This window comes from Acinetobacter marinus (assembly GCF_900096915.1).
Taxonomy (GTDB): Bacteria; Pseudomonadota; Gammaproteobacteria; order Pseudomonadales; family Moraxellaceae; genus Acinetobacter; species Acinetobacter marinus.
On the sequence record NZ_FMYK01000006.1, the window covers coordinates 54,522 to 67,133 of the forward strand.

Consider the following 12,612-nt stretch of genomic DNA (forward strand, 5'->3'; position numbering starts at 1 on the left):
TTTAAAGTATTGATTCATTTATGATTTGTTCAAATTATCCCGATTGCCTTGCTCGGGTGAGACAACTGGCAAACACATAAGATAACAGCACACCACATAATACCGTAAATCCAAAGCAAAAGATTGCATAAGTTTGACTTAACGACAATAACCCAAAACCCAGCAAAGTCGACATCATACATAGCCATAATGCCATGGAAATCACTTGATCTTGCGCTGCTGCGTCATGGTAAAAAATCGCATAATCCACACCAATCCCCAAGATCAAAAAAGTTGCCATGATGCTAAATAAATTTAGCTCCACACCGAGCAAGGCTTGCAATGCAAAAGTACAGCCCAGCGCCAAAGTCACAGGAAGCATCAAATCCAACAAAGCTCGGCGACCATATAACCACCAAAGCACCACGATTAAAGCAATCATTGCCACTAGCAGTAAATATTGCGCATGTTGACGATGTTTCTGAAATTGATCCGAAAGCGTTTGCACAGGTTGCATAAAGTACACCTGCTGATTTTCTAGTGCATGGATCACCTGATCATCTTGTACACCTTGTAGGAGAATCACCCGTGTTTTATCTGAGATCGCCAATGATGCTAATGGATGTTGTTGAAACTGCGTCATGGTCAAGGTCGGCTGACTGGCTAAATCTCTTTGCCATGCTAAAACTTGCGCTGAATCTAGCCCCATCTGCTCGGCATAGGCAACTAAATCTGCTTTGGGAATCTGCTGTAACAGCTGGATATTTTGCTGAATCGTTGCGGGATCAAACCATTGCCCGATCGCTTGATATGCTGAAATTTTGCCATCCGAAAGCAGTTGATCGAGTTTGCTTATCAATGTCTGTTCAGCTTGTGACAACTTCGTTTTATCATTGACATGAATAATTAGAAAATCTTGTGCTTGCTCCTCCGCAAAGGTCTGACGAATCAATCGGTCATTTTGCTTCAGACTGGCATCCATGCTTTGCAAATTTTGAATATCATCATTGAATTTCAATTGCGTTAAGCCAATCGCACTAAATATAATCGCCACAATAATCAAGGCATAACGTGCTCGATCACGTTGCATAAAAAACGCACGCAACTTGGCAATTGGTCTCAGTACCTTGACGGCAAATTGGGTATTCAGCGGTGGTAAACGTGGCAACAGCAATACACTGCTCACCCACGCTGCACTCAAGCCGACAATGGAAAATACTGAAATCTGTTTAAACGCAGGAAACGGCGTAAATGATAAAAATAAATACGCCAAAAGTGTAGTCATCAAGCCAATAAATAAACCTGACAAAATCGGACGCAATACCAGCAAGCCACTTTCATCACGGCGCACCGACTGGATCGCCATAAAATAAAACGAAAAATCGACACAGACCCCAATCAAACTTGCGCCAAAGACCAAGGTCATCAGATGAATTTCACCGAAGATCAAATGGGTCAAGGCAATCGCCATAATCAGCCCTGAACCAATCGCTATAAACTCGGTAAATAACGGACGAATCGAACGAAAGCCAAAGAGCACCAACACGATCAAACCAATGGTCGAGCCTACGCCGATGGTGGAGATTTCCTGACGTGCCGACTGCGTGCCTTCACTGGCAAAGGCTAAAGTCCCTGTCCAGTACATGGCGACCTTTTGCTGTTGTAATTGCTGTTCAATATGATCAAGCCATGCTTTGCTCTGCTCTTGATAATCAATCTGATAGGGGCTGTGTGCGACTTGTAGCACGACTAATCGGCTATAGCTTTGTGTAGCATCCGTTTGCGCTGAATCCGCTTGTGCTGAGTCTGTTTGTGTTGAATCTATTTGTAATGAGTCAGCCTGCTCAACGGTTGCCCAGCCTTGCTCAATCGCAATCTGTGACGAATTTCCAGACGACTTTTCCAAGAGATAGCGTGGAAATAGTAACAACGGATCTTTTGCCAGCATCTCAGCCGTGATCGGCATGCCAGGACTCATCAGTTGCAACATACTTTGTTCAAGTAGTGCAGGATATTGATGTTGCTGTAATAATTCACGATCTTGCCTACTCAGCAAGCCTGTTTGATATTGAAATAGGGTTTTGGAAAATTGCTCTTGTTGGAAGGTCTTTTTAATCGGTTGCCATAAATCCGTTTGCGCTGCCTCTGCCTCAAGCCATGCTGTGGATTGATCAAGCTGTGCATGATCATCGGTCTGCAACATGATAAAAACATTATTATTTAAATTTTGGCTGACTTTGGCATAGCTATCCAACACATCAGGCTGTGCAGAAATATCAGGCAACAGTTTAAATAAATTGGTCTGTACATGAAGATCGCCTTTATACCACTGCATGCCGAGCACCATCGCCACCACGGTGACGATGCACAGCCAAAGTACGGTGGCTTTATTGTGCCAATTTGAAAAGTGCATGCTCTGCGCTACTCAATGCGTTGCTATTATTTTTTGTCGGTGTGAACTGAATGGTCGTGGTGGCATTGCTCATATCGACAATTTGCATGTTCTGCACATAGCTCGTACCCGTTGCATTGACTGATTTAAACAACTTTTTCAGCGTAGATGATTTCGGTGTTAAGGCAATTTTCCACGTTGCATTACTGCCCTGTCCAACTTGTATCGAGGTGATATTAAAGTTTTTATTTAAGGCTTTTTGATCACCTGACATCAGTTGGAGAAACATATTGGCGACGGCGCCGTATGGACTTTTATCCAAGGTAATCTTGCTTTGTGTGCGTGCGGTTTTTTGGATCAATGTCTTATCGGTCATGATCAGATCGGCTTTGACAGGTGTCGCAATCTGCCAAAGTACACCTTGTGGCTGAGAATACAGCACTTGCCCTGTGGATTTAAAGGTTTTGCCGAGACTTGGAATTTTTTTCGACTGGATAAAATTGGCACGCAAAAACTTTTGTGCAGACAATTGATTAAATATTTGCTGTGCTTGTGCTGTGGATTGTTGCGCAGAAGCGGTATTTTTTGCAAAAGCAGTCGGTGCAATCAGCGTTGTAAAACTTACACTGACAGTCAAGAAGATCGTTTTAGACATGGTAAACACTTTTTTAGGTAAACGCTGATTTTGCAATTTGTTTTGACATTGAGGTTGGCTTTGAAATAGGTTCATATTGACTCACTGATTCTTGATGGCAGTTGCAGTTAAAGTGCTTTTTCAGCCTGAAATTGATCCCATGCTTGCAAACGATCCAGCAACACAGGCGGAGAGACAAAGCACAGCTCACGATCTGAGATACGCACTGCAACTTGTATGGTATAGCCCTTTGTAAGTCTTTTCTGTGTAGATAAATCGAAGATTTGGTAGTCGATTTTTAGTCGGTTTTGCCATTCTTTCAGTGTTGCGACGACACGGATTTTTTGTGCAAAGACAATGCCATGCGCATAACGCACATGACTTTCGATCACAGGCCACGCATAGCCCGAATCCCGCATTTGGCAATAGTTATAATCAAATTGATCAAGCAGCTGACAACGGGCAATCTCAAAATATTTCAAATAATGCCCATGCCAAACTACTTCCATGCTGTCCACATCATGAAATGGAATGTCAATGATTACTTCGGCTTGCATGTGCTTCTCACCTTGAATGTTTTAAATTTGAATGTTTTAAAATTGCCATCTTAGCGCGAATGGATTTGATCAGCTTCATTACGTAGCCATTGTAAATCTGCCAAACGCTGTACCAACTCCTGTAATGTTGCTTGCAATGGTCGATCTTCAATGACGAGCTGGAAGGATTGTTCGACCCACAGCTTTAACACATGAAGCGTTTCACTCAATTGCTTTTGTTTACGCAACTGCTCATCTTGAGCCAAACGTAACTGTAACGCCTGTTGACTGGCGCATAGACAGGCTGCCACGACTTGATCGGTCAAAGTGAGTACACGCATACAATCTCGTGCAGCGATGGTACCCATGCTGACTTTATCTTGATTATGACATTCTGTCGAACGAGAAAAGATCGACGCCGATACGGTTTGCTTCAATGCCTCTGCCGTCCATGCGGATACGGCGATTTGTACGGCTTTAAAGCCATGATTGAGTGGCAGACGTTCATCACTTGCACCTGTTAAGTTACGTGGTAAGCCATGATTCATTTTATCATCGACGAGCTGTGCCAACTGACGATCTAGCAACTCCGCACAGTTTGCCACCATGATTTTTAAGCTGTCCATCGCCTGCGCAATGTGCCCGCCGTAGAAGTGCCCACCGTGCAATACGCGCAGCTCATCAGGGTCAATGAGCGGATTATCATTAGAAGAATTCAGCTCATTGCCGATCATTTGCTCAAGCCACGCACGACTGTCCTCAAACACGCCAATCACATGCGGTGCACAGCGGAGCGAATAACGATCTTGCAGGCGTGAAGACTGCGCTGTATGCTCCACTTCAGCATTGATCGCTTCACGAATCCACGTTGCGACACGTTGTTGTCCCTGATGTGGCTTTTGCGCAAACAATACTTCATCAAAATGACTTGGATTACCCTGTAGTGCAATGACATTACATGCTGTAATCAAACTGCTGAGATGCGACACCTGACAAGCACGATGATAAGCAAGACATGCCAATGCGGTCATCACTGCTGTGCCATTCATCAACGCCAAACCTTCTTTTGGACGTAAAGTTAAAGCCTCTACGCCAAGTTGTTGGTACAGCGAGGCTGTTGAAATCACTTGACCTTGATAGCTCACTTCACGCTCACCAATCAGCACTGCCGCAATATAGGACAATGGCGTCAAATCACCACTCGCCCCGACTGAACCTTCAGACGGAATCACAGGCATCATGTCTTGATTGAGTAGCCAAACCAAACGCTCAAGCAAAGCCAGAGATACCCCAGAAAAACCGCGTGCCAAAGACACTAGACGCACAAAAACAATGGCACGTGCTGTGCGATGATCAAAGTTTTCACCCAGACCACAACCATGAAAGCGTAATAATTGTACGGGCAATTCATTCACCTGATGGCGTGGAATACTCACCACACACGAGTCGCCGTAACCTGTAGTCACGCCATAAATCACACCATCTTGCTCAAGCAGTTGATCAAGAAAATCCGCACCACGTTGGATGCGCTGACGCCAATGGTCATCTGCGACCAATTGCACCTGTGCATTGTCATAGGCAACTGCAATGACATCGTCAATACTGATCTGATCTTTACCTACGATAATGGTTTTTTTATCGGTCATTCTTTTCTCTCAACTGATGCGTTTATGGTTTCCACCATCCACGTGTCATTCCAAACAATTTATTCTCAAAATGCTTTATTTCAAAAGCGATTTTTTCAAAATCACTTATTCCAAAAACTATTTCTTCCAAAAATCATAAAAATTAAACCACTGATAAGGCGCACGCAAACAATGCTGTTCTTGTAACCTAACAAAGCGTTCAATATATTGCCCCAACTGCTGTTCACGTTGCTTTCGGGATAGCTGAATATTATCACTGAGCAGTTCAATATGGACTTGCAACTCTTGCTGATACGGATAACAAAACACCGCCATCACAGGCGCATTGAGCAAATGCGCAAGCAGCCATGCCCCTTGTGGCCACTCAGCGTCATGCCCAAGAAATGCAGCTGTACTGCAACGCTTAGAATGAATCGGAATCCGATCAGCAGCCACCACCAACCATTCGCCTTGATTAAGCCGTTCTTGTAGATGCAATGCGGTATCCACGCCCAACTCATCCACAGAAATCAGTTGCACGCCTGCACGTGGATTAATACTTTGTAAAAAGGCATTAAACTGCTCGGCATGTTTGCGATAAACCAAGACATTGACGGTCTGGTGATGCTCAGATTTTAAAGCACGTAACAGCTCAATATTGCCAAAATGCGAAATCATCAGAATCGCACCACGACCATAATTCTGCTGAAAATGCTGATGTCCAAACAGTTGCAACTCTTGCTCAGGAATATCGCCCTGCCACGCTGCCATTTTATCGACAATACTTTCAGCAAAAGTCTGTAAATGCGTCAAGGTGCTGGTCGAAGATTGTGTTTCTGCAACAGTGTGCTGTTCAAACTCAGGATGTGCTTTGGCAAACTCAGCCAAGCGATCAAAATACAAGCGAGAGTTGCGCCGAGCTTGCACCGCAAATATCCAATACCATGCTACAATCACTCGCACCATCCACAGCATGACTCGCCGTCCCAGCAAGCGATAGACTGCAAACACAAAGCGCAATAAGAAGAAATTGCCCTTTTCTTGTTGCTCATTCCATGTCGGTTGTTGTTCTGTCATGTTGATGGTTCTGTCTGATTGAATTTATGAGGAACTGTGCTTTGTTTTCATTGCCGATTTGAGATTACGATAAATCAATCGTGGCGAACGCTTGAGCATACCCAATAGCAAGGTGCCGTGCGTTTTGGTCATGCTGAGATTATCTCGCCACAATTGAAAATGTGAAATGCCATTTTCTGGATAGATCACTGGTGTCGGCAGATTGATACACGGCACACCCGCCCAGCTCAGATGCACCAAAATCTGACTATCAAAGCCCATTCGGGGTTGCAAATGATGCTGTGTGATCACTTGATAGGTGGTATCGATAGGATAGACCCGAAAGCCACACATACTGTCTTTAATCTCAAGTGACAAGGCATTAATCCACACCCAAATATGCGTGGCATATCGTCCGATCAACCGAGATTTCGGCACCGTTTCATCAAATAAGGGCTGACCAATAATCATCGCTTCAGGGTGTGCTTGTGCGGTATCTAAGAACTTTTGCACATCTGCCCAGTGGTGCTGTCCATCGACGTCGATTTGTAAGGCATGGCTAAATCCGTGTGCTTTGGCATAAGTAATCCCTGTCATCACCGCCTGCCCTTTGCCTTGATTTTCCGTATGATGTAGTACCGTGACATTTTGCAAAGGTTCAAGCGCATTTAATATTGCAGTACAAGCCTCATCACTGCCGTCATTAATCAATACAATCGGCAAATTAAAAGCCTGTAAATGCTTGACCAAATCTTCCAAGTAATGCGGATGATTGTAGACAGGTAAAATAAAACAACTTTTCATTCAATCTCACCTCATCCGCTGTGCTTTAATGCAAATTTTAAACGACCGCTCGCTACTTTTTTCTCATCTTGATCGATCATTTGAAAGGAAACCTTATCTTGCACACGTGTCAGTTGTAAGGTAATCACATCATAAGGACGGATAATATCTTGAAATTTAAGCTGTTCAAAGCCCGTGCAAAAGTCGAAATCTGTCCAGTGCCGTTCGATATATTCCACCAAAAAGGCAATCTGCCCCACCCCTGGATAAATCGGCAAATCAGAAAAATGCCCTTGGAAACAAATCAACTCTGGCGAAAACTGGAGCTGATACTGCACACGATGCGGATATCGGCTCTGGGCTGAGTCATCATGCGCATGCTGATCGACCTGAACAGGCTGTAATTCCAGCGGGAAATGCTGTGTTTCAAATAAGGTGTGTAATTGTTGCATATTGATTTTCGACTGGGTATTGCGTGGCATCTGACTGACAAAACGCCACTGCCGAGGCAAAGCGATCGACTCTAAAGTATCGGAAAGTTTGGCTTTGAGCTGTTGCACAACGTGTAATTTTCCCTGCTTTCGTAGCATCTGCATGCCCGCTTGATCGAGCGCCACCACCGTAGCCAATCGTGTGCGATTACCCTGCTGGATCAGAAAGGCTTTACTCATCTCGACCGAAGCCAAGCCATCAATCGCCTGCTCGACCGCAGTCAGACTAATGCGTTTTTCTTCCAGCTTGACGATGCGATCTGCTCGTCCAAGCAAACGAAAACCTTCGGGCAAAACTTCCGCCAAATCACCTGTTGCCAGCCAATCCTGTTGATAGGCATGCGCCGTTTTGATCCAAAGCTGTTGTGACTCGTCGATGCGTATTTCCACATCTGCCATCGCCTGCCACGGTGCATGGTCTTGATCACGGGTCGCCATTCCTCCTGTTTCAGTACTGCCAAGCACTTCGGTAATGGTCTGCGGATAATGCTGACGAATCTCTGCGTCTAACAATCCGCCCGAAGAAAAAATCCGTGTCGCATGGGCAAAGCGAAACTCACCGATACAACGCTTTAACAAGGCAGGACTGGCAACCAAATACTGCGTATAACGCTGAGCCGTTATATCAAAAATTGAATCTTGAGTAGTATCTAACGCAACCTCTTGATCGGCGATAAACTGTTGAATATCCTCTAAATATTCAGGATAGACCACCTGTTCTCGATAAAAGGCTTGTCCAGTGATCAACGGTAAAAGCAATTGAAATAACAACCCATAAATATGCTGATGACTGACACTGGCAAGCATACAAAACGGCTGTTGCCATTTCAGTTGTACAGCAGAAGTGTGCACTTCAGCCAATAACTGCGCCAATGAACGTGGAATGTGCTTGGCTTCACCCGTCGAACCTGAGGTATAAAAAATCAAATTGGTGGACTCTAAGTGCGCTTCCAAATCTTGCGCCAAGCGTTCATCGTTAAATGCAGTTGTATCCGTTTGCACAACTTTATTCGACCAATCTTGCTCAATAAAAACAATGCCTTGATCCTGAAACTGACGCTCTAAATCCTTGACCCGATGTGGTGGTAAATACACGGTTTTTTCGGCAAGTGTACTGGCAAATATCCACGCCAAAAACTCGGCACTGTCCTCAAGCCACAAGGCATAATCCGTTTGATCCTGCGCCAGCAAAAAGGCTTGACGCTGACAGACCATGTGCCAAAACTCAGCATGACTAATACGACTGTTTTTTGAAAATGCCAAAACCTGCGGATGATGGAAATATTGGCGCAAATTTGCAACGATCATGAATTATCCTGATTGGCTGGATGCTGGCTTTTTTTCTGCCGACTTTCTGATTGATCTGGCGCTGTGCGATGCGCATCATGATCATATTTAGATGCATGTTCAGATGCTTGCTTTTTTTGCTGTCTGCGCCTGAGTAGATACTCACCGAGCAACAACACACCCATTAACAGATAAGAAATAAAGCCATTATAAATCGCCCAAATCGATGTCGCTAAGAAAACCGTTAACAGTGCCACCAAGGCATTTATAATTAAAAAACCACACCACACTTTGGTGACCTGTCTAGTCCAGTGTACACCAGATTCAGGTAAATGAGGCTGATGCAAGCGAGCAAAACGCTCAATCATACTGGGCGGACGAAACAAGGTATAAGCAAAGACCGAGGCACTGCCTAAACTCATCAACACAGGATAAAATTTCAGCCAAAACTCGTCTTGTAATAACAGGCTCAAGCCACCGCAGAGCACCGCAAAACTGGTGAGTGGTAAAAATAATCGATCTTGACGCAGTAATAAACGTACACCTGCGACCACGATCAACATCGCACTCATCAAAAATAACTGATCGTGGCGAATCGCCCACATCACCGCAAAGGGATAGCAGAGCATCAATAAGGTGAGTAAAACCGCAATCAGCTTTTTAGGCATTTATTATCAATATATAAATATAACCTTTCGCCAGAAATCATCTGTACTCGATGGTTATCGCTTTGTTTAAAAAGACTTGCGTCGTTATGCTTGACGTTGTTGTAATTTTTCAACGACTTCGATTACATCAGCAACGGTACGCACCGATTTAAAATGTTCAGCTTGGATTTGTTGCCCTGTCAATTCACGGATTTTCACAATCAAATCCACTGCATCAATACTGTCAATGTCTAAATCATTGTACAAATGCGTTTCCAACTGGATCTTCTCTTCGTCGATCTCAAACAGCTCATTCATCCACGTTCGTAGCTGCTGTAAAATTTGCTCTTGATTACTCATCACGTTCTCACCACATCATTTTTTATCTTTTAGGAACAATGGTCGATTTCATTGACCACTGTACCACTTCACATTTCATGATTACTCATCACAGCGATGACTTAGCCAGCCTGCTGTTGTGCTTGTACCAAGCCAACCAAGCTATTCACGGAACGGAAATATTGCTTATTTTCTTCCGATTCTGAGTTGAGCTGGATTTGATAGCGTTTCTTCAATGCCACACCGAGTTCTAATGCATCGATCGAATCCAGTCCTAGACCTTCTCCAAATAACGGCGCATTTTCATCAATATCATCAATAGTCATATCTTCTAAGACCAAGACATCAATGATCATCTGCTTAATTTCATTTACCAAATCTGTCATCACTTTTTACTCAACAACTCTATTTCATTTTTAAAAAACGCAAATAACCACGTATTGAGCTGACGCACGGTTCGTGTACTATTTTCTGTTTTGTGTACTTCTGTAACAGGCATTATGTCAGAAATTTGCACGCTGTCTAATACTTTTAATTCCATATGAAAAGGTTGTTTAGGAATTCGATACCATTTTTCACTTTTGGTTAAGGTCGACGGCGTACAACGAATCAATACTGGACGCAGTGGCACATCAGCACGCACCGCAATATTGGCAGCGCCACGTTGAAATTTATTCAGTAATTCATCCTTTTCCGTGCGTGTGCCTTCTGGGAAGATCACCAACGAGCCTGCTTGATCTGTTGAGAGTTTATCAACACAATCTTCAATAAACTGCTCCGACCCCCGATTGAGAATATAACCTGCACTACGCACTGCGCCACGGGTAAATGGATTGGTCCATAAAGACTGCTTCACCACACAATTCGCCTGTGGTAAAAATGCAATCAACATCACCACATCGATCAAAGTCGGATGATTGGCAACGATGAGTTCACCGTAGCTATTTTCCAGTTTTTCCACATCTTGCACATCATAGGTCATGATGCCAAGCGCACGCATCATCTCGACAAAGCCACGAAATGAATATTTAATGGTTTTTTGTGCCAAGACATGGCGCTGTTCAGGATCACGCTCGAACAACTTTACCGTCGGTGAAATCACCAAAGCAATCGCCACACCGCCCGCGCCAAAGGTTGCGAAACTTAGCCCTGTCGCAAATACACGCCAATAATAGTTTAAGGTCGAACTGGGCTGCTGGGCTGCTGGGCGGTTATGTGGCTTGAGCAGTTGCGCAATTTTTTTCTGTAGGCGAGTGTGCATTAACATTTTTTCCATAACCCATTTCCAGCGTGCCAAGTCTGTTGCTCAGATTGCCAAAAGTGGTAAAAATTAAGCGCTTGAATGCTGTGATCAAACTGCTGTTCGGCATCCGCAGGCTTGGTCGGGTGAAATTCAAATTGCAGATTGGGATCGTCTCGTTCCACAAGCGCAGAGATGGCTACACCTTGCTCAAAATCAGCCACTTGATCAATATACACCTCAGGCAACGGTTGCTCATAATAAATGATCAAAGCACGTTGCTTGCCATTCGCCTGAAGATAACTATACGCCTCAGCCACAGCATCTTGCCAACATGTGGACACAGGACTACTGATACTGGTTGAGACCGTATCATCCTGAAAAAGAATCGAATAGAGTCCTGCAATGGCATTATGCACAGAGGTTGAAAACTGCGTTGGCGACGCCGTCCCCTCATTGGCAATTTCATGCAAAATCTTTAAGGTATTTTGCTCATCACCAAAGCAAGACGACCACACAATATAGTCAATCTTCCCAAATTGCTGTTGCATTTGACGTGCGCTATTCAGTGCAATTTTTGCCAATTTAGACAATCGACGGCGTTGCATCGCAGGCACTTCATTGATCGCCGTCAATTCATCACTGTCTTGTAGAAAACTGATTGCGCGAATACCGCACTGCAGCATAATCAACCCATTCATTTTAATGATTTCATTTAGGCAGAGTATAACGAGTTCAGCGATGCAAGGTACAGCACAAATCGGACAAAGCACAGTACTTTTTCACAACTACATCACATACTCACGCAAATCATTGTTCCCGCAAACACGATATTCACGAATTCTCCTGTTATACTCGCCCAAGGTGTAGTTGAACTTGCCGTTTATCATTTCCTTATTATTGGTCACGCTTTAAAACACTATGAAAATCCGCATCTTAACCATCGGTCAAAAAATGCCTGCTTGGGTCTATACCGCCTTTGATGATTATCTCAAACGTATTCAACCTTTCGTGACCACACAATTGCTCGAATTGCCGATGGCGAAGCGTGGTAAAAATGATTCCGATGCCGATATTTTGAAATATTGTCAGATTGAAGGTGAAGCCATTCTCTCGCAGATCAAACAAGGTGAGATCCTGATTGCGCTCGAAGTCGGCGGACGAGAATTGTCCACAGAAAAACTGGCGCAAACCATGCAACAGTGGACACTCGAAGGTAGCGATATTGTGCTGGCGATTGGCGGACCTGATGGATTGTCGGATGCCGTGCGTAAAGCCGCAGCATGGCACTGGTCACTGTCCAAGCTGACACTGCCTCACCCGATGGTGCGCATTATTCTCATTGAACAACTTTATCGAGCAATGAGCATCAATCACAATCATCCTTACCACAGAGCCTAGAGCTTAAACTTTCCAACGATAAAAAATCTAACAAACCTCCTCGTCAAGGTCAAAAATGCAACACTGTGACTTTGTTCATATTCTGTGGCAAAGTCTTGGTTTATGTTCATTTTTGGCGCACAATAGCTCGCTTTGAAAGATGCATTGCCACGCCATATCGCAATGTGTTTTGCAAACCTCTATTTTTGATCGACTGGGATGC

Annotated in this window: 12 protein-coding genes and 1 pseudogene; 1 reads left to right on the top strand and 12 read right to left on the bottom strand. The window is 44.1% G+C overall.

The features are described 5' to 3' along the window. Window positions 1-34 precede the first annotated feature (34 nt). The 12 genes and pseudogenes from BLQ60_RS10780 to BLQ60_RS10835 form a co-directional block, all read right to left on the bottom strand. Window positions 35-2,392 (bottom strand): MMPL family transporter, encoded by a 2,358-nt coding sequence (locus tag BLQ60_RS10780; RefSeq protein ID WP_092620180.1) that lies wholly within the window; start codon window positions 2,390-2,392, stop codon window positions 35-37. Next, a complete protein-coding gene (locus BLQ60_RS10785) occupies window positions 2,367-3,026 on the bottom strand; it encodes a LolA family protein (protein ID WP_092620407.1) in 660 nt (219 codons plus the stop codon). Before BLQ60_RS10785 ends, BLQ60_RS10780 begins: the two co-directional genes overlap by 26 nt. A gap of 107 nt (window positions 3,027-3,133) precedes the next feature. Continuing rightward, a complete protein-coding gene (locus BLQ60_RS10790; RefSeq protein ID WP_092620183.1) occupies window positions 3,134-3,562 on the bottom strand; it encodes an acyl-CoA thioesterase in 429 nt (142 codons plus the stop codon). A 50-nt stretch (window positions 3,563-3,612) separates the two neighbouring features. Continuing rightward, window positions 3,613-5,187 carry an HAL/PAL/TAL family ammonia-lyase gene (locus BLQ60_RS10795; RefSeq protein WP_092620186.1) on the bottom strand — a complete coding sequence of 525 codons (1,575 nt, stop codon included), beginning with the start codon at window positions 5,185-5,187 and terminating at the stop codon, window positions 3,613-3,615. 117 nt (window positions 5,188-5,304) lie between these two features. Further along, complete coding sequence (locus BLQ60_RS10800) at window positions 5,305-6,243, bottom strand: LpxL/LpxP family acyltransferase (RefSeq protein ID WP_092620189.1); 939 nt, start codon at window positions 6,241-6,243, stop codon at window positions 5,305-5,307. A gap of 24 nt (window positions 6,244-6,267) precedes the next feature. After that, window positions 6,268-7,026, bottom strand: a complete 759-nt coding sequence (locus BLQ60_RS10805) for a glycosyltransferase family 2 protein (RefSeq protein ID WP_092620192.1) — start codon at window positions 7,024-7,026, stop codon at window positions 6,268-6,270. Window positions 7,027-7,037: 11 nt separating this feature from the next. Beyond that, window positions 7,038-8,804 carry an ApeI family dehydratase gene (locus BLQ60_RS10810; RefSeq protein WP_092620195.1) on the bottom strand — a complete coding sequence of 589 codons (1,767 nt, stop codon included), beginning with the start codon at window positions 8,802-8,804 and terminating at the stop codon, window positions 7,038-7,040. A 113-nt stretch (window positions 8,805-8,917) separates the two neighbouring features. Continuing rightward, a pseudogene (locus tag BLQ60_RS10815) lies at window positions 8,918-9,451 on the bottom strand (COG4648 family protein); the annotation flags it as partial. 84 nt (window positions 9,452-9,535) lie between these two features. Continuing rightward, on the bottom strand, window positions 9,536-9,790 hold the full coding sequence (locus BLQ60_RS10820) for an acyl carrier protein (RefSeq protein WP_092620198.1): 255 nt from the start codon (window positions 9,788-9,790) through the stop codon (window positions 9,536-9,538). 101 nt (window positions 9,791-9,891) lie between these two features. Beyond that, the gene (locus BLQ60_RS10825) at window positions 9,892-10,155 is read right to left on the bottom strand and encodes a phosphopantetheine-binding protein (protein WP_092620201.1); all 264 of its coding nucleotides are present in this window, start codon (window positions 10,153-10,155) and stop codon (window positions 9,892-9,894) included. Next, window positions 10,155-11,045, bottom strand: a complete 891-nt coding sequence (locus tag BLQ60_RS10830; RefSeq protein WP_092620204.1) for a lysophospholipid acyltransferase family protein — start codon at window positions 11,043-11,045, stop codon at window positions 10,155-10,157. The genes BLQ60_RS10825 and BLQ60_RS10830 overlap by 1 nt, the downstream gene beginning before the upstream one ends. Beyond that, window positions 11,030-11,695 (bottom strand): beta-ketoacyl synthase chain length factor, encoded by a 666-nt coding sequence (locus tag BLQ60_RS10835; RefSeq protein WP_092620410.1) that lies wholly within the window; start codon window positions 11,693-11,695, stop codon window positions 11,030-11,032. The genes BLQ60_RS10830 and BLQ60_RS10835 overlap by 16 nt, the downstream gene beginning before the upstream one ends. Before the next feature lie 235 nt (window positions 11,696-11,930). Here BLQ60_RS10835 and rlmH point away from each other — a divergent pair, with 235 nt between their 5' ends. Then, complete coding sequence (gene rlmH / locus BLQ60_RS10840; RefSeq protein ID WP_092620207.1) at window positions 11,931-12,410, top strand: 23S rRNA (pseudouridine(1915)-N(3))-methyltransferase RlmH; 480 nt, start codon at window positions 11,931-11,933, stop codon at window positions 12,408-12,410. The last annotated feature ends 202 nt before the right edge of the window (window positions 12,411-12,612 follow it).